This is a genomic window from Pseudomonas gebzensis, assembly GCF_034427815.1.
GTDB lineage: Bacteria > Pseudomonadota > Gammaproteobacteria > Pseudomonadales > Pseudomonadaceae > Aquipseudomonas.
Genome location: NZ_JAXQNS010000001.1, coordinates 604,819 through 625,417, shown reverse-complemented (window position 1 = coordinate 625,417; position 20,599 = coordinate 604,819). Strand labels below are relative to the sequence as shown.

At 62.4% G+C, this 20,599-nt stretch carries 18 protein-coding genes and 1 pseudogene; all 19 read right to left on the bottom strand.

Annotated features, from left to right (window positions below):
• Positions 1 to 1,936: 1,936 nt before the first annotated feature.
• Positions 1,937 to 5,155, bottom strand: a pseudogene (locus tag SJI00_RS22490) (TipJ family phage tail tip protein); the annotation flags it as partial.
• A gap of 33 nt (positions 5,156 to 5,188) precedes the next feature.
• Positions 5,189 to 5,773: a tail assembly protein gene (locus tag SJI00_RS02990; RefSeq protein WP_322460252.1), complete on the bottom strand. Its 585-nt coding sequence runs from the start codon at positions 5,771 to 5,773 to the stop codon at positions 5,189 to 5,191.
• Complete coding sequence (locus tag SJI00_RS02985) at positions 5,770 to 6,552, bottom strand: C40 family peptidase (RefSeq protein WP_322460251.1); 783 nt, start codon at positions 6,550 to 6,552, stop codon at positions 5,770 to 5,772. Before SJI00_RS02985 ends, SJI00_RS02990 begins: the two co-directional genes overlap by 4 nt.
• A gap of 3 nt (positions 6,553 to 6,555) precedes the next feature.
• A complete protein-coding gene (locus SJI00_RS02980; RefSeq protein WP_322460250.1) occupies positions 6,556 to 7,257 on the bottom strand; it encodes a phage minor tail protein L in 702 nt (233 codons plus the stop codon).
• Positions 7,258 to 7,293: 36 nt separating this feature from the next.
• Entirely contained in the window at positions 7,294 to 7,641 is a 348-nt protein-coding gene (locus SJI00_RS02975; RefSeq protein ID WP_322460249.1) for a phage tail protein, read from the bottom strand.
• Positions 7,641 to 11,738 carry a phage tail tape measure protein gene (locus SJI00_RS02970; protein ID WP_416220984.1) on the bottom strand — a complete coding sequence of 1,366 codons (4,098 nt, stop codon included), beginning with the start codon at positions 11,736 to 11,738 and terminating at the stop codon, positions 7,641 to 7,643. Before SJI00_RS02970 ends, SJI00_RS02975 begins: the two co-directional genes overlap by 1 nt.
• Before the next feature lie 55 nt (positions 11,739 to 11,793).
• Positions 11,794 to 12,108: a hypothetical protein gene (locus SJI00_RS02965; RefSeq protein WP_322460247.1), complete on the bottom strand. Its 315-nt coding sequence runs from the start codon at positions 12,106 to 12,108 to the stop codon at positions 11,794 to 11,796.
• 36 nt (positions 12,109 to 12,144) lie between these two features.
• Positions 12,145 to 12,414, bottom strand: a complete 270-nt coding sequence (locus SJI00_RS02960) for a phage tail assembly protein T (protein WP_322460464.1) — start codon at positions 12,412 to 12,414, stop codon at positions 12,145 to 12,147.
• The gene (locus SJI00_RS02955; protein ID WP_322460246.1) at positions 12,384 to 12,767 is read right to left on the bottom strand and encodes a phage tail assembly chaperone family protein, TAC; all 384 of its coding nucleotides are present in this window, start codon (positions 12,765 to 12,767) and stop codon (positions 12,384 to 12,386) included. Before SJI00_RS02955 ends, SJI00_RS02960 begins: the two co-directional genes overlap by 31 nt.
• Before the next feature lie 9 nt (positions 12,768 to 12,776).
• Positions 12,777 to 13,268: a phage tail tube protein gene (locus SJI00_RS02950; protein ID WP_322460245.1), complete on the bottom strand. Its 492-nt coding sequence runs from the start codon at positions 13,266 to 13,268 to the stop codon at positions 12,777 to 12,779.
• A 52-nt stretch (positions 13,269 to 13,320) separates the two neighbouring features.
• Positions 13,321 to 13,689 (bottom strand): DUF3168 domain-containing protein, encoded by a 369-nt coding sequence (locus tag SJI00_RS02945; protein WP_322460244.1) that lies wholly within the window; start codon positions 13,687 to 13,689, stop codon positions 13,321 to 13,323.
• Positions 13,690 to 13,695: 6 nt separating this feature from the next.
• Complete coding sequence (locus tag SJI00_RS02940; RefSeq protein ID WP_322460243.1) at positions 13,696 to 14,160, bottom strand: HK97-gp10 family putative phage morphogenesis protein; 465 nt, start codon at positions 14,158 to 14,160, stop codon at positions 13,696 to 13,698.
• Positions 14,153 to 14,494 (bottom strand): phage head closure protein, encoded by a 342-nt coding sequence (locus SJI00_RS02935; protein WP_322460242.1) that lies wholly within the window; start codon positions 14,492 to 14,494, stop codon positions 14,153 to 14,155. Before SJI00_RS02935 ends, SJI00_RS02940 begins: the two co-directional genes overlap by 8 nt.
• Entirely contained in the window at positions 14,494 to 14,970 is a 477-nt protein-coding gene (locus SJI00_RS02930; RefSeq protein ID WP_322460241.1) for a head-tail connector protein, read from the bottom strand. Before SJI00_RS02930 ends, SJI00_RS02935 begins: the two co-directional genes overlap by 1 nt.
• Positions 14,971 to 14,973: 3 nt before the next feature.
• The gene (locus tag SJI00_RS02925; protein ID WP_322460240.1) at positions 14,974 to 15,345 is read right to left on the bottom strand and encodes a DUF7210 family protein; all 372 of its coding nucleotides are present in this window, start codon (positions 15,343 to 15,345) and stop codon (positions 14,974 to 14,976) included.
• Positions 15,346 to 15,387: 42 nt separating this feature from the next.
• Positions 15,388 to 16,602, bottom strand: coding sequence for a phage major capsid protein (locus tag SJI00_RS02920; RefSeq protein ID WP_322460239.1), 1,215 nt, complete (start codon positions 16,600 to 16,602; stop codon positions 15,388 to 15,390).
• A 14-nt stretch (positions 16,603 to 16,616) separates the two neighbouring features.
• Positions 16,617 to 17,492, bottom strand: coding sequence for a head maturation protease, ClpP-related (locus SJI00_RS02915; RefSeq protein WP_322460238.1), 876 nt, complete (start codon positions 17,490 to 17,492; stop codon positions 16,617 to 16,619).
• Between the two features lie 14 nt (positions 17,493 to 17,506).
• Positions 17,507 to 18,904: a phage portal protein gene (locus SJI00_RS02910; RefSeq protein WP_416220983.1), complete on the bottom strand. Its 1,398-nt coding sequence runs from the start codon at positions 18,902 to 18,904 to the stop codon at positions 17,507 to 17,509.
• A complete protein-coding gene (locus tag SJI00_RS02905) occupies positions 18,904 to 20,598 on the bottom strand; it encodes a terminase large subunit (protein WP_322460237.1) in 1,695 nt (564 codons plus the stop codon). Before SJI00_RS02905 ends, SJI00_RS02910 begins: the two co-directional genes overlap by 1 nt.
• Position 20,599 lies beyond the last annotated feature (1 nt).

Below are 20,599 nucleotides of genomic sequence, written 5' to 3'. Positions count from 1 at the left end.
CACTCGCCCGCGCGCGATACGAGATGATGAACTTCTGCGGCTTCATGCCCATGTTGCCAACGTTTCGGCTTGCCGCAAGGAACGCGGCCAGCGCCACCGAGTCGCTCGACCAAGTGAACTTCAAGGCGGCGCCGCTGAAGGTCGCCGCATCGCTGTCCAGGCTCGCCACGTAGCTGCTGCCGTCAATGGCAGGCAGCGTTTTCTGGAACGTCGAATACTCGGCCGGCAAGAGGTTCACGCCGCTGCCGCCAATCGAGTTCTTCAACTGCGTCAGCTGCGAACTGGTCGAGGTCAGGCCTTCCTCGTTTTTACCGACTCGGCCAGACAGCGCCGTGGTCGCCTCGGCAAGCACCGCCGACTGGTCGAAGCTGTTGCCCATGCTGAAGGTGGACGGCTCTACCTGGTCGTTGACGGCAGCTTCGAACATAAAGCGGTCGTAGTAGGTGACCCGGTTGGCGACGCCGGAGCGGTTGCTCTGGATCGCGAGCTGCATCTGCGTACCGGTGTACGCCGGGTCGGTCAGGTCGATGACGCCTACATACCTGGCCCACGCGGAGGTCAACGTGAAGGTCGGGGCGTTCGAGGTCTTGAACGACGAACCATCAGCGAGGAGCACGCGCGCGTACACCCCGACGACGTGACCTGCCACCTCTGCCCTGGCATAGAACGACACCAGATACTTGCCCGGCTTGAAGCCTATGTTGCAGCCGGCCGCGGTGAACCCGCTGTTCAAGCCAAAGGTGTGCGAATCGACATTGCTGTTGGCAGCCTTCAGCGCATAGCCCTTGAAGGCAGCAGCGTCGGCCACGGTGTTCATCGCCACCCCACCGTTCGAATACATGTTCGCGGGCAGATCCTTTGCAAACGCGCAGTATTCTGCCGGGATTAGGTTGACGCCGCTTGCGCCGAGGTTGCTCAGGCTCGCGCTGATCCCCGTCAGGGCGCGTCCGTTGGCGCTGATAGCCGTGCCCTGCTGCGACACGGTATTGCCCAGCGACTGGACCGTAGAGGCATCGGCCTTCTTGCTCACCTCTTGGCTGGTGGTGTTCAGCGAGTTGGACAGCTGGGTGATCGCGCCCGACTGGGAGGTCAGTGACGATTCGGTCTGATCCACCCGCCCAGAGAGGTTCTGCACCGCAGAGGCAGCGGCAGTGGCTGCATCGGCATTGACCGCGCCATTATCTCGCCAGCCACCCACAGAGGGGCTGAACTCCAGCTGGCACCGGTCGACTTCAAGGAACGCTGAGCTGATCGCCGCGGTGCCGTAGCAGGTGACGAAGAAGTTGCACTCGACTGTCCCCTGCGGCGCCACTGCGCTGTGCGACAGGCGGGCATAGTCCGAAGTCGCCAAGGTGTTGGCGGCCACGGGCACGCCGCTGATACCACTGCCGGCGGCGTTGAGGAACTGGATCTCGCAACGCACGTTCAAGCCAGCCGTGCCGCGAACATAGGCCGACAGGGTGACAGCAGCGCCGGGGCTGACTTTGACCCGGCGATTGGCCACGTTCCCGATCCGGCTCCATGCCGAGGCCGATACCCCAGTCACATCAATGCGCTGGGCAAACTCTCCGGAGGCTAGCGCCGAAGGGACGATGCTTGGATTGGCGGTGACGCCGCTGGCGCCTCCCCGCGCCCAGCCATCGGCCAGGCCGCCGGAACCGGTCTTTTCAAAAGACGGGTTGTAAATCCAGTTCTCCCCGCCCAGCTGGCCGATGGTCGAGTTGATAGCGACCAGCGACTGCCCCTGCGACGTGAGCGTCTGCCCCTGCTGTTTCACCTCGTTGCTCAGTGACTGAACAGCCGACGAATCGGCCTTCTTGTCCACACTGTCCTTGAGCGAGGTCAGGGCCTGGCTCTGCGAGGTCAACTGCTGGTCCTGGGTCTTGTCCTTATCTTCGGTGGCCGTCACCCGGCTGGTAACCTGCTGCAGGGCCTGCGAGCTCGCCTTGCCGTCGATGCTGGTCTGCATGCCGTCCAGGCGCGTGGCCTGGGACGTCAGCTTGCCCTCGGCGTCGGACACGCGCAGCCCCAGGCTGTTCACAGCTGAAGCATCGGCCTTCTTGGTCACATTGTCGTTGGTCGTGGAAAGACCCGCTTGCAGCCCGCTGATCTGCGAGGCCTGCGCGGTCACCTTGCCGTCGAGCGTTGAGACGTCGGTCTCGACCTTCGACACCCTCGCGGCCACGCCATTGGCCGTAACAACGGCCTGGCCAACATCCGTCCAGTACGTCGCGTTCGGCGGCGGCGTGTTCAGCGGTACCGCCTTGATGGCCTGGTACAGCTTGCCGTCGCTGCCAAGGGCGCTCTGGTTGACGCTGTAGGCTTTGTCCTTGCGGTACGGCAGCGAGCCGGCCAGCGCCGAAACATTGGCAATCTGCTGCTGCAGGTCGGTCTTCGCAGCCGTGACGTCAGCACTCACCGCATTGATCTGCTGCTGCAAATTGCCCTTGGTGGTGTTGAGGGCGTTGTTGACGTCGCTGATCTGCTTGGCCAGCTCTGTCTTGGCGGTACCGACCCGCTCGTTGACCGAGCCCGGGCCGTTGCCATCGATGAGCGCGATCTTCTCGATTTTGCTGGTGAGCTCCTTGCCCAGTTCGCTCTCGCCGATCTGCTTGGCGATCTGCTCGAGGATCGGGCCGGCATCGGCACTGGCCTGGCCGGTGACGAGCGTAGTGCCGCTCGGGAACCACGGACCCACGTTGCCGGAGCGGTCCACCAGGCGCGCCCAGAAGAAGAAGCGCTGCCCGGCGCGCAGGCCCTGCAGGGTGTGTTTGTCCTGCGGGTACGCCAGATCCGCCAGCTTGGTGGCATCGGCCAGCACGCTGCCGGCGCTGTACCACAGCTCGGTACGCTGGGTGTCCTGGGCGCCAGCGGGAAAGCCCCACTTCAAACCGATGCCGAAGATCAGGCTTTCGGTAGTGAGATGCGTGACAGCCGGCGGCGGCGTGGTCTTGCCTGCAATCTGAGTCAGCATCGACGTGGTCGGGATCGACGCCACATCCATCGCGCTGATCGCCCGCACCCGCGCCAGGTACTGGCCGGCGTAGACGCCGCGCACGTCGGTGGCCAGCTCGCCCGTGGCCGGCATGCGCACCCATTCCCGTGAACCCCAGCGCCATTCCACCTCATAGGCGACCGCGCCTGGCGCAGCGTCCCAGCCGATCGTCATCGTGGTGACGGCAATGCCCTGGTCAATGGCCGAGTGGCTGGTGATGAGCACACGCGCCGGCGCGGCTTGCACACCAGGTGGCAGCACGCTGATCGGGCGGTCGTCGATCATGGTGCCGTAGTCGATGGCCGAGAATTTGCTCGGCTCGTGCTGGATCAGCTCGAGCTGGAACTGGTGCCACTCCGGGCGCGTGACGTTGCGCACGTAGAACTGCATCAGCTTCAGGTCGTCGTAATCCAGCGCCCAGCCGCACTCGGCATGGGGCACTTCGCTGTAATCGGCCATGACGGTGACCTTGCGACCAGCCACCGAGCGCACCTGCCGCGCCTCGGACTTGCCGCTGGGCAGGTTGACCAGCAGGCGCGCGCCGGTTGGTACCACGATGTCACGGTCCAGCGTCACGACGCGCCCGGCGACTGCCGAGATGCGCCCGCCGTTGGCCCGGCCAGCCAACATGGGATCGGCCAGCGAGATGACCTTGCCCGGTTTGGGAATGTAGCCGTCCAGGCCCACGCGGATCGTGGTGCCCCGGGTTTGCAGCTGCTCGGTCATCAACGCCCAGTGACCGGCGCGCTGGGCCTGGCCACGGGAGGTGCACCCGGGTGCTTCGACCGACAGCTCGCGCACGCCGAACTCGGCAATGGCGTCTTCATCGAACACCGGTTCTTTGTCGGTATCGAAGCCCTGCGCCGGGTCGTCGAACGACACGATGGCCTGGCTGTGGCGGTCGCGCCATTTTGAGCCTTGGTAGCTCACCGCATTGCCGCCGATGATCTGCGCCATCGTGTAGGTGTAGGCCGAATCCTGAGGCATGTCGGCGTTGACGATGATCTGGCTGCCGTCCCAGAACGCCAAGCCATGGAAGATCGAGGCCAGGTCCTGAATCACCGCCCAGGCGTCGGCCTGCTTCTGCAGGTACAGGTTGCAGGTGAAGCGCGGCTCTTGGCCGCCCATCCCGTCCGGCACCAACTGGTCGCAGAACTGCCCGATGCGGTACAGGGACCAGCGATTGACCATCGAGGCGTTGATACGCTCGCCCAGGCCGTAATACGGGTGCAGCACCAGGTCGTACAGCACCCAGGCCGGGTTGTTGGTGTACGCCTCCTTGAAGGTGCCGTCCCAGATGCCGCCGCTGGTGCCGGGACCGGATGTCGCGTAGGTGCGAGTGACGGCGTTGTAGTTCGCAGGCACCTTGACGATCCGGCCGCGCATCAGCACCGCGATCTTGGCGATATCACCGCCGAACTGCTGGGCGTCGTACTCAATACTGCCGACCGCCGTCAGCGGGTATTCCTGATCGCTGTCGACGAGCTCGGCGATGGCCTCGACGTACATACCATCCTGAATGAACTCAGAACCCGCCTCGGGCGTGATCCGGCGCACGCGCACTGTCCACCGGCTGCCGGCCGGCAGCTCGATACGGTGGTCGCGCTCGTACTTGGTGATGTTCTTGCGGTTGACCTCGCTGGCAACCAGCGTCTGGTACGGGCCGCCATCGGTAGCCACATCGATGGCGTATTCGATGCGCACGCCGCTGATATTGCCGGTGCTGTCCTGGTGGGTGAGCTGCGGCCAGCTGAGGCGCACGCGCACGGCGTCGAGCATGGCGTTGTTGATGCTGCGCAGGTACGGGGCCTTGGTGCGCAGCTCCTGGCCGACCTGAATTTCATTGCTGGCCTCTGTGATGCCCGTCAGCCGCTCCTGGTTCAGCTCGCCAGAGCGGAACTGCCACTTCACGCCCGGGTAGTTGACAGTGCCGTCCTCGGCCACCAGCGGCGTGCCGGCCAGCTTGATCGATTTCAGGCCATTCACCGGGCCGACGATGGGGCCCCAGCTCCAGATATACAGCAGCTGGGCGGTTGCGATAGAGCCGGTATCGTTGGACGCCACCACGGGCTTTTTCTGTTGCTTCTCGCCACCTTTGTGGCCCACCACTTGGCGGCGTGCAGGCGCACGGAGGCCGCGCGGCTTCTTGGCTGCGGTCATGATTGCTCCGAATTGGGTTGAGGCCGGGTGGGGCTACAGCTGATCGGCGGTGCGAATGCCGCCGGACTCGACGGCGCCGCCGATCTCGCGCTCGCCGTACAGCAGTGGGTAGGGGTTGCCCTGGGCGATGGTGGTGACAGCGCCGCCGAAACCGTAGGACGGGTTGTTGCCGTCGTCGTTGCGATCAAGACCGCCGGTCTTCGGCGTGGGCGAAAGCATCTGCACGGCACCGGCGACTGCCATGCCGGCGCCGCCAGCGAGCAGCCCTACGCCTAGAGCTGAAGTTGTGCCGCCGGTGAGGAGGCCGGCCACAATCAGCACAACGCCTAGCACCACTTGAAACAGCCCCGCCTGCTTGCTGCCCTGGATGATCGGGGCAATACGGATATCGCCGGCATCAGCGCCGCACATTTCCAGCTCTTCAGCCGCCAGGTTGCGCGAGCCGGAAAACACGGTGAATACCAGCCCCCGCTCTTCACCGGTGGCCAGGAAGTTCTCGAACCCCGGCACCATTGCGCAGAGGGCGTGGATGGCGTCCTGCGCGCTGTTGACCTCCAGCTGGTACTCGCGCCCGAAGTGCTTGCGCAGCACCCCGTAAAGTTTGATCGTGCGTTTCATTTCCGGTAGTCCTTGTGCCGCAGGATCAGCCGGCAACGGTTGGCCATGGACCAGCCGTATACCTCGCGCGCCGAGGCTCGGCCTGCCATGTGGTGGAAGATGAACGGCCCGGCGCCACCAAGTGCCGGAGCGTCTTCGCTCACCAGCGCCGGCTCATCGCCTAGGTAGATCGCAGCGTGGTTCGGGTGGAAGCACGGCCGGCCGGGCGATGGCACAAGGAAGATCAGCAGGTCGCCCCGCTGCGGCACCTGCACCTGGGTAAAGCCGACCTCGGCGAAGTTGTCTTCGTAATGGCTGGGGCCATCGGCCACTTCCCACCACAGGTCGCGGCGCTCGAAGTTGGGCAGCACCAGCCCGGCCTCGCGCGCGTACCAGTCGCGGCAGGCGCCCCAGCAGTCGAGCAAACCGTGGGAGAACTCGCGGCCCAGCAGTGGCGCCTGGTAGCCGGTCGGACCGAACCACTCGATGTCGCCCCCCGGCCAGCCAACGATGCCCCAAGGCACTTCGTGCAGCTCGCAGCTGACCCGGTCGGCCATACTCGGGCGCGGGGCAGCGTCCGGGTGGCTATGGATGATGGCCAGCAGCTCGCCGCGGTCCTCGGCGTCGGCCAGGTCTTGGTGATCGAGGGTGAACTGGTCGCGCTTGGTGTGCGCCAGGTTGCGGCAGGGCACGTATTCGCGGCCCTGCTCGGTCTTGATCAGCACCCCACAGGCCTCGGCCGGGTACTCGCGTTCGGCATGCGCGCGGATCGCGGCCTGCAGCTGTTGGTTGATGCGCATGGGTTACCTCGAACTGGCGATCAGGCTTGCGCCCATGGAGCCGCCGAAGCGGCGGGTGTTGCTTCGCAGCTTGCAGCTGCGCCAGCGGCCTGAGCAGCGGTCGAGCGCCGGGTTGTCGGTGGGCTCGTCCTGCTTGGTGAACATCGCGGCGCCCGTGTAGGCGCAGGCCTCGCCCCGGTACCCGCCACGGCAAGCCCAGCGGCACAGCTTGGTGATCTGCTGGCTGGGCAGTTGCTGGCCGCCGAAGTCGAGCGGGCTCGACAGGGCGAAGGTCACCTGGGCAGGGTCTTCCTCGGTCTTCTGCTCGATGAACCACAGATTGATGCGCGCCTGATTCGATGCCGAGGGGTTGCCCTCGGGGAAGTTGGCGGCATCGAGGAAGTGCCGGAACGTCTCGATGACGGTGACGCGCGAGCCGACCAAGTCTTTGAGCGCCAGGCACAGCGCCGTGATCGCGCCGCGCACGCCGGCGATCTCGTTGGCCATCTGCAAGGTGGGGGTGGCCGGCCGGCCATCACCGCGAATGTCGAAGCCCTTCGCTTCGAGCTGCAGCGGCGAATAAGCCTTGCCCTGCCAGATGATGTCTCCCTCCTGCGCGTGGCCATGGAAGCGCATGACGTTGCCGCCCAGGCGCGTGGCGTCCACTTCGTATAGCCGGATCTGGTTGCCAGGCTCCAGCTTCTGGATGTCGGTTTCAAAAGTCATGGGGCCTCAGAAAGCAAAAACCCCGCAGAGGCGGGGTCAGTAGGGGGTGAAGGTTTGCTTCATCGTGAAGCTCAGCCGGTAGAGGCCGGCGCCCAGAGGGTCGAGCTTGTAGCCGTTGGCCTTGTAGCGGCCCGGAACGCCGCCAGGCGGCGTCCAGTTGAATGACTTGAATCCTTGGTGCCGGTCTAGGAAATCCCTGATCAGCCGTAGCTCTTGGCCGGCCTCCAGTCGGCCAGACGCTTGGTGCGACCATTCTTCGGACTTCGTGTTGATGCCGGTACCGCCCGATTGGGCGTAACCGTCGCCGAATTCGTTCTCCCAAACCCGCTGCTTGACTTCGCCTGAGGCACCCAGTCGTGTAGCGAAAGTGTATGTCTCAGCCATTACCGCCTCCAAAGCAGTCCGCCCTGCTGGGTTTCCTGCTGCAATACTTGGCGGACCTGCTCCGCAAGCGCTTGACCCATCATGTCGCCCTGTCGCCGCGCGTCGTCCTCGCTCATGCCCTGCTGGGCCTGCACGTTCACGGGGGCATTGATAGTGATGCCGCCACCCCCGCCGCCGGCGCCGACGTTGTTCGCGTTGCGCAGGTATTGGGTGAGGTCGCGGTTCTGGTTGGGGTTCAGCACCCGCTCGCCGCCATCGAGCAGCCAGGTGCCCTCACGCGGGATGTTGTCGAGGCCGTTGTGGGCCATGCCGGCAAGAGCACTGGAGGCTACGCCGGCCACCATCGGCGCGGTTGCAGCAGCTGCGGCCAACGCCGCCCCAGGGGCGAGGGCTGGTCCCACGATTGGAATTGCAGCAGTCGATGCAAACGCGGCCAGACTGGCCTGGAATGCAGTAGCCTGGGCATTAGCGACCAGTGCTATACCTGCAGAGGCCTGCGTTGTTTTACCGACCACAAGCTGTACTGCCTGATAAATCAGCCACTGCGCAGCCATGTCACTTAACGTGCTGATCAACGTATTGCCGAAACCGGCAACCATGTCGATCAGCGCATCACCAGCATCTTTGGAACCGGTTGCTACATCGGATAGGAAGGTGCTCAATTCGCTGCGCGCGCTCGAAAGTGCGGAGGTCGTGGCGTCTGCGGCAATAGCAGAATAATCCGTCGCTGCGTCAGCGAAGTTTTTCCAGGCATCGCTCACTCCATCCATCCAGTTGGCTCGCGCCTCGTCTACCTGGTTGTAGTGATCCTGCTGAAGCACAAGACGCTTGGCGAGCTCCTCGTCCAGCAGCGCAGTTTCCTTCTTGTAGAGGTCTTCGGTGATGTCGCCGGTGTTGTACTGCTGGAAAATGTCACGCTTCTGTCGGTTGAATTCCTCTTCAATGGAGAAAAGGCCCCTCAATTGCTCGCGGTACTTATCGCCTTGACCGGCACCCGTGAGTTCCTGATCAAATCCGTTTTTGGCTGTAAGGTAACTTTCGGCCAACCCCGAACTGAACGACGCGAGCTTCTTCTGCTCTTCGGTCGCAAGCTTCCGGAGCTGGTTTTCTCTCTCCAGCGCGGCATTGACTTTCAAGGCGGCTGTAATCTTCTCACCGCTTGCTAAAAGCGATTTTTGCTCGGTGGTCAGTGTCTTTTTGCTTTTGATGTCGGCCAGTTCCTGCTCCCATTTAATGAGAGCCTTGCCCGCCTCGCCCAGCTTATCCACCTCACCTTTTTGCAAGCCGATTAGCGTGCTTTGCTCTTTGAGCACCGCGTACTGCTGCTTGGCCGTGTCGAGCGCTTTTAGCGCCGCTTCCTCGTGATAAGGCTTTGTTTTGCCGGCACCTTTGTTAACGTCGGTGCTATCGGTGATCTGCGCAAGCCGCTCGGCCGCCAGTTGCTGAGGTGTTTTGCTCGGCACCACCCCGTTCAAAGGGGTCGGAGCGCCGGGCAGGACCATACTCCGGCCCGTGACGTCCTGCTGCTGAGGGGGCACCAGCAGTGGATTTTTGCCCGTCAAAAAGCTGGAGCTGCTGGAGAAGCCGGCTGCCGCGTTGAAAACCTTGTGCGCTGCTTCAAGTACACGACGCATTTCAGTGATTTTCTTGTTGGCCGATTCCTCTGCTGCTTTGTTGGCCGCATCCTGCAGCTTCTTTTCAGCCGCTGCTGCATCTTCAAGCGCCTGCTGCCGTGCGTAAATGGCCTCAAGCTCCTTGCGCAGTGACTGCTGCTTGGCCTTGTCGCCCTCCTTGACTGCATCCTTGTACTTGTCCATCACATCGATCTGCGATGCGACAAGCCTGGCCTCTTCACGCTGTTTGTCGTTGAGCCCCATCTTGCTGGCCTCAAACTCAGCCTGGGCCTTCTTGTTGGCGCCGAACAGGTCACGGGTTTCACGCAGCTTGGTGATGTACTCATCCCACTTAGCAATTTGCGCCTTGGATTGCTCCTGGTTGGCGGCCAGCGCGGTGCTCATCTGATCGGCGCTTTGGGCTGCTTTCCGGGTCTCGCCATCAAGCCCGCCAAGCACTGCCTTCAGTTGATCGGCCTTTTGGACGTTACCGTCGTAGTCCTGAGTCAGCTGTGCGAGCTCCTTGCGGAACTCGGGATAGAGGTTGGTTTGCGACTCCACCCAGGTGGTGACACTGTCGAGCGTTCGCTGACCGCGCTCCACTTCGTCGATCATCGTGCGGAACTGTTTGCCCGCAGCGCCGAGGTCGATCCCTCGCTCAATCTTGTAGGTGTAGTCGTCCAGCGCCGACGCAGCAGATTTCAAGGCCTCCTGCTGCTCTTCGGCCCAGTCCAGTCGCTTGACTCGCTGCTGCGCGCCGCTGAGTTTCTCGTACTTCTCGGCGACCTCGTTTACCGTGGCGCCATGGGCGCTCAGTGCCTGAGTTGCATCATCAGCGGAGCTGCGCATTGAGAAGAAGCTGGCGGCGACAAGGCCTGCCGTTGCAATCAGGCCGACTGGACCGGTGAGCAGCGCCAGCAGGCCTCTGCCTGCAGTTGCCGTCAGAAGCGCGGCTTTGCTGGCACTCGACGCAGCTGCTGTCGCAAGCTCGGACGTGCGCACCGCCGCATTCACCGCCAGGGTAGTTTCCCCATAGGCGGCAACCGCAGCGGTGCGCACTCCGTAGGCAGCTTGCATCTCGGCCGAGGTAGCCACCGTGATGGCTGCAAGTTGCACCTCAGCAGCCTGGATCTGCTTGATGATGGCAACTTCATCAAGGCGGGCCGCAGCCATTCGCTGGATGGCCAGCTGACGACCTTTGTCGGTGAACTGGGCCCTCAGCCGCTGTTGCTCGAGCGTGACCTCCGCGGCCAGCGTCAGCTGGACGGCTTTCAAGTTATTGATTTCCGACTGCTGACGCATCCGGTCGGCAGCAACCTTCTGTTCAGCGCTGAGAACCTCAATCCTGGCCCTTTCCATGAGGGCCAAGGCGTCTGCCTGGCGGGATTGAGCGGTCGCCAGAGCCTGTTTGGCGCTCGCCGCGTCTGCATTCAGCGCGTTCCACTGGGCAGCGGTACCGGCGATCAGCGCCGCGGTCTGTTTGATGGACGCGGCGGTCGCAGCTACGAACCCCATCGCTGCTTGGCCAGCGGAAAGCGCCAGCCGAGTGCCGAAAACGTAGGCCAATGTTTCAGCTGCGCTAGTAAAGCGCTCGATGGTCTCGGCCGCAGAGGCGGAGTCGGATGTGAGCACATCGAGGTGTTTGGAAAACTCCACGATGTTCGAGGAAATGCTCGCGCTGACACCGGAAGCTTGATCCAGTCGACCGATGAACTGGGTGAACGAGTTCTCCACGGCAGTGAGCGAGTTGCCGATCGTTACGGCGGTCTTAGCGAACAGGTCGTTGACCGCTTTTTCCTGGGCTTGAAGGGCTTTCACTACTGCATCAGCCGTGAGCTTGCCCGCAGCGCCGAGGGTGCGCAATTCGCCAACGGTTTTGCCCATACCCGCAGCAATGGCCTGTGCGAGCGCCGGCGCCTGCTCCATGACCGAGTTCAGCTCTTCGCCACGCAGGGTGCCGGAAGCAAATGCCTGGCCCAACTGGATCAAGGCGGCATTGGCTGACGCCGCGTTGGCACCTGAAATAGCCATCGTTTTGCTGATCGTGCCAACGATGCCCGCTACACCCTCGCCGGAGAGCTTCAGCTCCTTCTGGTTGGTCGCAATGCGTTGATAAAGTTCGGCCGTGGCCGTCAGCGGCTGGTACGAACTCTGCGCGATCGAGAAAACTGCCTTTTGCGCTGCGGCCAGCTGTGCCGAACCCTCGGTTACCAGCAACATGCGACTGGTCAGCGTGGTATAGGCCTCCGAAGCGGTGTAAAGCGCATGCAGGCTGAAGGCTGAGGCCAGAGAGGCTGAGAGTTTTGCTGCAACGCCGGACAACGACAGAAAACTGCCCTGCAACGCGGAAATACGCGACGATGCGGCGTCGGCGGAGCTGCCAGTGCGGGTAATGGACCGTGAGGCTTGGTCCATCCCCTGCTGAAACCCGCCAATTCTGGCGATCAGGTCCAAGGTTAGAGTGCCCAGGGAGCGACTCGCCATGCTTTCCTCCAGGCGTAAAAAAACCCACCGGAGTGGGCTTGATGGATTGAACTGACTACCGGTACGGATTGGCCATATCGGTCGTGGTGAAACTGACGACCTTGCCTGACGAGTCGAGAATGACGCTCAACGCCTGGTTGGTGTAACTGCTACCGGCGAAGCCGACCTTGGCATGCCCCCAGGACATGACCTGAGTGCCATCTGAGTTCCTGGCCGTGGCCAGAGGTGGACCGAAACTGGCCAGCAGCTCTTCCTTGGTTGTCACGCCCTGTTTGATTGCGTCGAGTTGCGCCTCTGTAACCGGCTTGCCGTACTGAGTAGAGCACGCGGCTAGTAGGCAGGCAGCAATGAGCATCGTAATTTTTTTCATGGTTCCCTCCTGATTGGACGTCGGGAATTTACCATGTCACGACCACTCCTTCATGGCCTGCTCCAAGTCAGCGCTTGGTCTGACGTGATGAGGCATGAAGTCGTAAAGCTCTGCCTTGCCACCGCCACTGCGGTTCACCTGGACCGCGATCAAAGCCGTGCTCAGCTCAAGTCTGCGGCCCCGGTCCAGAGACCCATGCTTGTCTCGGTATGCGACCCAGGCCAACACTTCTGCGTAGGAAAGCGTGGCCTTGGCCTCGGCAATCGTGGTGCCTCCTACGCCGTTGAGGACGAGCTCGTGCCAGATTTCTTCCGCGGGGGTGATTTCTTTCCCTTCGGGCTGTTCACCTCGTTTACAGCCTTCAGCAGTTCCATGCCCAGGCCCGGATGCAGGTTCACCGCGTCTTCAAACGGCAGCTCTTCAGTGCCATCCTCGCCGAGCATCACGCTGGCCGAGACGTAGCGTGCATTCTTGTAGTGCTCGGTATCGCCGCTGGCAAACATGGTTTCCATCACGCCAAAGGCGTGGCGGCGCACGTGAACAGTGAATTTATCCGTGAATTCTTTGCCCTTCTCGTCAACGTGGGTCCATTCCACTTTCTTTGCCACCAGCGCATCGGCGATGACGCCGCCTTTTTTCTTCAATTCAGCGAGGTTCATGCGAGCTCCTTAAGCAGATTTCTTGATCCAGGCAGAACCGCCAGTGCGCTGGATAGTTGCCGCAGTGCTTACGATCGTGTTGGCCGCGAAATCGAACGGAAAATCCGATACGTAGCCTTTGAACGTGAACCATGTACGCGTCTTGGGCAGTTCAAAATCGGTGCCGCCAGTCGCTACGGCCGGTGCTGCGGTACCGTCTGACCAACCAATGGCCCACTTGATGGTGGTGTCACCGCTGGCCTCGGACAGCTGGTGCAGGCGGATATGGCTCGCTTTGCTAGGGTCGGCATTGACGCCGAGTGAAGCCTGGCCGGGTGTCCGAAGCCCCTTCTTGTAGCTGCGTTCCTGAGCGCTCAGATCGGTGTCTTCAATCTGTTCGGCGGGTGCGCCGCCCGGGTTGAACGCAGTAGCGCTTTCAATTTCCAGCACAGTCAACGGGCCCGTGCCCGTGAGCGGCGGGACCAGCGCGTAGATCTGGGTGCCTTGGGTCAAAACAGACATGGTTGTCTCCTTTCAAGCAAAGAAAAGCCCGCACGCGGCGGGCCAGGTTGATTCATCGCGGGACAAGCCAGTCCACGTCGAAGCTGCGGTGGTAGTCCCTGGTCGTAGGGTCACGATCAGTCGCGCCCCAGCGCACGACATAGGCTTTCGTTTCAATGGCCTCGCACAGAGCCTTCGTCACCGCCGAAACTGGGCCACCCGTGGCCGCGTACACGTCGACCTGCAGGGTGAAACCATCGATGTCGGGCCGTCCGGCCAGGTAGTTTTCTGGGCTGCCCGAGATCAGGTGCCAAACCACATAGGGCTTGGTGGGCTCGTCCGGCGCTTGACCGAACGAATACAGCCGGCAATCCACACCCGCGCCAAGCAGCGCGGTCACGGCCGGGTGGCCGGAGCAAATGGAGAAAATAGGGGGTTCCATAGAGCCTCACAGTGCTGCGTCGATCTCTTGGCTCAGCACCTGAATGAATCGATCCGTAACGGCGGTGAGGTTTGACGACAGCGCCGGCCGCATGAAGGGCGCAGGTGGCGTGTGCTGCGTGCCGAACTCCAGATAGCGCCAGTGCCGCGTGTCGCCGCCTGGGTTGCTGCTGGCATCCTTGCTGTGCTGGTTGGAACTGGCACCGCCACGGACGCCCACCTTCATCACCACCCCACCCTCACGCCGGCTCTGCCGCCCGGACTCCTGGGTGACGATGTTGCGGAAGATCCGCTCAGCAGTGATTGGGTCGTCTAGTGCCCGTGCTCGAGCGCGCGCGTCGTCGCGTACGATGTTCATGGCTTGCCGAGCGGCCTTGCGCAAGGCGCTACGTTTGAGCTTGGGCGCAAGCCCTAGCATCTTGTCGATAACAGCCTTGGCACCCTGCAGGCGTGCCGTGACTTGGTCAGCCATCCTTCACTCCCTTCGACACCAGCAGCGTCAGGTACTCCCTGCCCGACTCAGGATCCTCCAGCGGCGGCCCTTCGATGCTGTACACCTCGTCCCTATAGAGGATGCGCATTGCCGACACTACGCCGGGCCGGTACCGGATGATCATCCGGCCCGTGGCCTGGGACTGGCTGGCCTGGGCGGCGACCAGGTCGCGGGTCGACAGTGGTACCACCCGCGCCGGGCACCGCGCCCACCGGGTGACCCACTGTGCTTCGCCGAACTCACCAGAAACCGGATCGCGGGCAGTCTTGAACTCTTGGATATCGATGCGGTGTCGGAGCTTGCCGGCCTGCATTACACGCCTACCCGCATGCGGTAGGGCATCAACAGGTGCTGAGAGGACAACGGCAGCTCGGCCACCGTGGTGCCTGTTACCACCTCTTCGCGGTTGCCGAACAGATGGCCCAGCTTGAGCAGGCATGCAGCCTGAATGGCCGGGTTGATCACCATGCCGTAGGCAATGGCGTCGGCGCTGTCGTAGGCCTCAGCCAGCGCACTGCGCGCGTGCTCACGCAGGCGGCAGCGCAAACCGTGATCCTGCTCTAGATCCGCCGCAGCGACCGCATCGATATTGGCGGCCTTAGCCTGACGCAGCAGCTGCGCCACACCGGCACGCGTGCTGTCGAGCTCCACCTGATCCAAGTAAAAACGGCGATTGAGGAACTGCATTGCCGCCTCCTCCGCCGCGTCTAGCTGCGACTGCACCAGCACCTGGTCGTCGGGCTCGGCCAGCAGATGGTGCATGGCAATGTCGATGGCGATCACAGACATGGATCACTCCTCGCCTACAGTCAGACGCTCGGCTTCCGCGCTGGCTTCTTCCTGATTGCCAGCGAACTCGCCAACCTGGCTGCCCTCAACGTCGACTACGATCCACTTGCCACCACCTTTGTGCTTTGCCTTGAACAGCGGCGAAGGTGGGGCAATCGGAAGCGTAGCGCCGCCGAGAGAGCCACTGGTGAGCATTCCAGCGCCAGCCGCATCGTCCTCGGTGATGGTCACCACCGCCTCGGCTTCGGATTCGTCCGGCTCGGCATAGCCCTTTTGGAGCAGCTCACGACCATGCTGTTCGATGGTCTCGAAGGACGTGCCCGCGGTGAGGGTCTGACCGCCCAGGTACAGGGGTTTGAGTGTCTTCAGCTTCATGGGAATCTCCAAAGCCGTCGCTAGGACGGCCTGTCGACATGATTACGGGGTGACCGGGGCTGCGAACTCACCGAAGATGAAAGCCTCCGGGCGCTTCACTGCCAGGGCCGCGCGCTCCTCACAACGGATCGAGATCAAGTTCCTCTCGAAGTCGTCGGCGTTCTCGGTCGAGATGACCACGTTGGCGTCTTCACGGTCGAACAGCTGCGCACCGGTCTGGAAGGCGCCGGTCAGGAACTTGCCCATGAACGCGGCGACTTCGGTGGCCACTACTGGCAGCCCCCACAGCACAGGGCCAGCCAGGCCCAGCGGATTGGCGAGGATGTAGCGGCCCAGCGAATCCTTGGTCAGCTCGATTTTCGCCCAGTCCATGAAGTGCAGGACATGGCCGGAGGCCGGCAAGCGCGCCAACTGGGCCTGCAACATTGCCAGGCGCAGATCATCAATGCCCGAACGCTTTTCGACTTCAAATGCCGGCACGTACTTCGAGGCCTGCGGCACGATGCCATGCAGGTGCACGCCAGTGCCGTCGCCGAACAGAATCTCCTGCTCCTCGACGTACTTCAGGCCGTAGCGCATTTCGACGTCGATGGTCGAACCGAGCTGCGCAAAGTCGTCGAGGATCTGCTTGGAGGCCTTGAACATGTGGGCGATGGTCGACACCGCCGTCAGCTTCGATGCGAATTCGATGTTCGAGTAAGGCTTGGCCGTACCCTCGGCCACCACCTTGGCGGCATTGGTGAAGCCGGTCTGTTGCACCCAGAAGATTGCCGGTGCGGTAGTGCGGCCCGGCGCGATCAGGTCGCGGATGAACAGGCGCTGTTTTGGTGCGGTGTCGATACCGGGCAGACGCTGAGGCTCCACGATCCCGGCGGGGATGTCAGTGGACAGCAATGCGGCGCTGACCGGGACGTTGACGCGCTTGCCGCCCTCGATGCTGGCAGCGAATTGCTTCAGCGCCTCGCTCTTGATCACCACGCCACCGAGGCTGTCTTGAGCCTGCAGGCCACCGGGTGCCGGCATGCGGGCAAACTCTTGCTCCAACTCGCCCAATTGGGCCTTGAGTTGCTTTTCGGCTTCGGTGAGGCTGTTGAATTTGGTCGCCAGTTCATCGACAGCGTTCTTCGTTTCTTCGGACAGGCTGCCGGCCTTCTTGGCTTCGGCCAGGGCGTTCTCAGCTTGCTTGCTGAAATCGCTGGTCGCCTGCTTGAGTTCGTTGGAGACCTGCTTCAGCAGGTCGCTGGTGTTGTCAGCCATGGAATCGTCTCCGGTTAATTGATAGCTGCTGCCGAGAACCGCGACATGGCGGCCTGTAGTTCGGCGAGGTGGTTGGCCAGATCGGCCGGGGTTTCGGCAGCGGTGTGCGTACCGGAAGGGGCAGCGCCAGGCGTACCCCCTTTGAGTTCTTGAATCAGAGCCCGGCGCTCGGAGCGCGGCATGCCCTGCTTGGCCAGAATTGTGTCCAACCGCCTGGCCGCTACCTGATGCGGCGCGGCAGCCTGTGGATCTTCTTGGGCGGCATCGGAGGGGAGCAAGCCATCAGCGAAGCCCGCGCCGACCGCGGAAGTGCCACCCATCCAAGTCTCGACATCCATCAGCGCACGCATTGCGGCCACGTCGTCACCTGTCCGGACGGAGTAGATATCCGCCAGCGTGCCGTCGATTTGGTCGAGGAATTCAGCCACTTCGGTGAAGTCGTTACGGTCGCCGGCGGCCACCGTCCAAGCGTTATGGATCATCATGAAGCCGGCGCGGGCGATCTGGATCTCGTCCCCCGCCATCGCGATGAACGATGCAGCGGAGGCGGCTAGACCCAGCACCTGGACGGTCACCTTGCCCTTGTGCTCACGCAGCAGGTTGTAGATCGCCAGCCCCTCGAAGACGTCGCCGCCTGGACTGTTGATCTTCACGGTGATGTCCTTCTCACCAATGCTGCGCAGCGCAGCGCTGACGCGCTTGGCCGTGACGCCTTCGCCAGTCCACCAGTCCATTCCGATGGGGTCGTACATAGTGATCGTGGCGGCGGCGTCACCGGCTGCTGCCTTGATCGATGGGTTCCAGCGCTCCATGGCCTTGGGCAGCAGGTCCGATTCGACGCGCGCGTGCGGCCGCACCGCCGGCGCCGCCGGTAGTGTCTTGAGAGTCATGGGGTTACTCCAGGTCAGGCTGCTTTGAGCAGCGGCATCGAAATCAGCGCATGGGCCATCATTGGGCCGTCTGGGTTTCCTGCTTCCAGCGCCTGGGTGGCCAACTCGACCGCTTTATTGATGGCGGCTCGGTCGTCGTTGTTGCGCGCCGATACCAGCCGTAGCATGAAAGCTGAAGCCGCCGGCGAAACGCCAGGTGACGCTTTCCCGAGCTGATCGAGGGGCACCAAGGCCGACTGAACCGTGTAGGTGTCGCCACCAGGGATGGGTGGCAGGTTTTCCAGCCGGCGCACTTCGTTACGGGACATCCAGCCATTCTGCAATGCCGTGTTGTACCAGGCGCCACGGCCGGCGCTGTCCGCTCGAAGCAGCCCCTCTACCGCAAACTCGGCAAAGTAGTCGTCAGCATCTGCCTCGCTAATCAGGCACCGCGAGATCTCCTGCTCGATGTTGACCAGCAGAGGTCGCAGGCTATTGGTCAGGAAGTGCAGGTTTTGCGCCTCGACCGAAGCCGCCCAGCTGGACTGCTTGTCCATGTGACCGACCATGAAGGGCGGGACGCGGAACCAGCGGCACATTTCCTCGATACCGAACGATCTGGATTCCAGCATCTGCGCGGCTTCAGGGTTCATCGTGATGCCCTGATACTTGAAGCCCGCCTCCGCTACCATGATTTTGCCGGCGTTTTTGGAACCCATGAACGCCTTCATGCTGGCCCGGAGTTGCTCGCGCTGCTGAGGCGTGATCTTGGAGTCACTGCTCAAGATGCCCGAGGCCTGCATGCCTTGGGCAAACACCTTCGCGGCAGCCTCTTCGATCGCCATGGCCGACCCGAAAATCTCGCGTCCGGTGGTGACCGGCAGCATGCCGCAGACCCCATCAAGGCCGAACCCGCGAATATGCATCAAGCTCTTCTCGGGAATGTCCCGGTCGATGCCGTTTTCGTTGTACGTGTACTTGAGGCGGCCATTGTCCTGGCGCTTTACCTTCATGCCTTGGGGCAACAGCGGCACCAGGGCGACGATCCGGCTTCCGATCATCTTCTTTTCGACGAACGCATTGCCTCGTAGGCAGATGCTGGCCACCACCAGCAGCATGAACCGTTGTGGCGTCATCTCGGCATTCGGCACCCGGCACAGTACACGGAACAACGGGTGATCCTTGGCGACCTCGCGCGATCCGTCCGGCAAGCGCTTGTACAACTTGAGTGGGAGCGTAGACACTGACTCGGAAAGGAGCCTCACGCAGGCCCACACGGTCGAAAGCTGCATGGCCTTGTCGACCGAGACGTGTTTTCCAGCAGCAGAACTACCAAACCACTCCTGCCAGAACGCACCGTCTTTCAGGCCGATGGGCACGCCAAGCCAGTTCTGCAGCGCAGCCTTCACCCGGCCCGGTTTCTTGTCGGCCATCAGATTCCTACCATGATCGGGTTGTCGAAGAAGCCCTGCAGATCGCCAGAGCCTTCGGGGTTCAGTGCCATCAGGGTGGCCGCGTCGAAAGTCGCCATCAATGGGTCGATCTTCGCGGTACCGCTGATTTGCTTGTTGATTGCAAGGGCGTTGCCGACCTGAACGGTCTTTGCGTTGCCCACACACCAGGCCATGAGCCGGGTGCCGCCATGAATGAATTCGCCACCGGCAACCTTGCGCTCGGTGGTCTTGATCGCGCCATTGAGTCGCCAACCTTGGGATACCGAAGCGATTTGCTCCATGGTTATCCCGCGTTCCTCGGTGGTGAGCTCGTCGATGATGTCGCCAATACCAGCAGCATCCACGCCGATAGCCTGCTTTTCAGGCAGTAGGCCTGCATCGCGCACCTGGCAGATGATGTCGGCAACGTCTCGCACGTCGTCTCCCGGTAGATCGACGATGGTCAGGTCACCATCTGCAGCGAAGTCGTGCAGAACGCTGACAATGTCCTTGCGCCGCTCCAGTGCGATCTTGTGCGCCCATGCGTGAGCCCAGTGCAGCCACCTTCGGCTCTCGCGCTCACGGCCGATCAGGCTCAGGCCCAGCAGGTCATCCAGCCCGCCGCCATCGATCCCAGCAACCACCACCTCGCTTCGGAGCAGCAGTTCGTCGAGCGTCAGGCTTGTATCACCACGTTTCTCCCAGTGATCGGCGCCGGCCCAGCGGTTCGCCCGAAGGTTCATGCCGATCTGGATGTTCAAGTGCTTGGCGAAGAACTTGCGCTGACTGCCTTCGTCCTTGCGCAGGTTTTTTGCCAGCTCGTCCTCCAGCCATTCCCGGCTGACCGAGCGCCCCATGTTGGGATTGGTGATGTAGAAGTTGTCAGGCTTGAGATAGGTTTTCGCCTTCACCATAGCCTCGGGAAACTCGTACAGGACGCCCAGCGACTTGCGATCATCGACCACCCCGTCGCGCACATCCCGGTAGTAGCTCAGCTTCTCCTCAAAAACACCGGCTGGCGGTTCGTCGCTCTGCGTCGAGAGCAAGATGACGAACCCTTCATCGCGGGAAATCTGGCCACCGGTCGCTTCCATCAACATGGCGTCTGCGTTCGGTCGCTTGCCGAACACCCACAACTCGTCGATCAAGATTTTGCCCGACTTCTTGCCGGATACGGTGTCGCTGTCAGCCGCCACTACCTTCAACGCCGCATTGTTCACGCGATGGGTAATCGTCCGGATGTGATCTTGGACATGCAGCAGCTCGCTCAACTCTGTATCGGCTCGCACCATGCCGGCGGCCGGCTTGAAACTGTTCGCCGCAACCTCGATGGTCGGCGCGATAATCAACAGCTCCTCGTCATGCCGCCAGTTCAGGATCAGTGCCGTCAGCATGATGCCGGCGGCAATCGTCGACTTGGTGTTCTTCTTGCTGATCAGCAGGAAGAACTCGCGGATCAGCTGCTTGCCACGCTCAGCGTCATAGGCGCCGAAAATGGCGGCGACGAAGTCGAAGACCCAATTGTCGCAGCACTCGCCAAACGTAGGCTGCCCTGGCAGGTCCACGACCTTCAGCGCCTTGAATACCGAAAGCGCGGCTTCGGCCTCATCGGGATAAAGCGGATCGAAGGGAATCAGCGATTGGCCGGCGACGATCCGGGTCTGCCAGTCTAGGCAGGCGGTCGTCCACTCCATG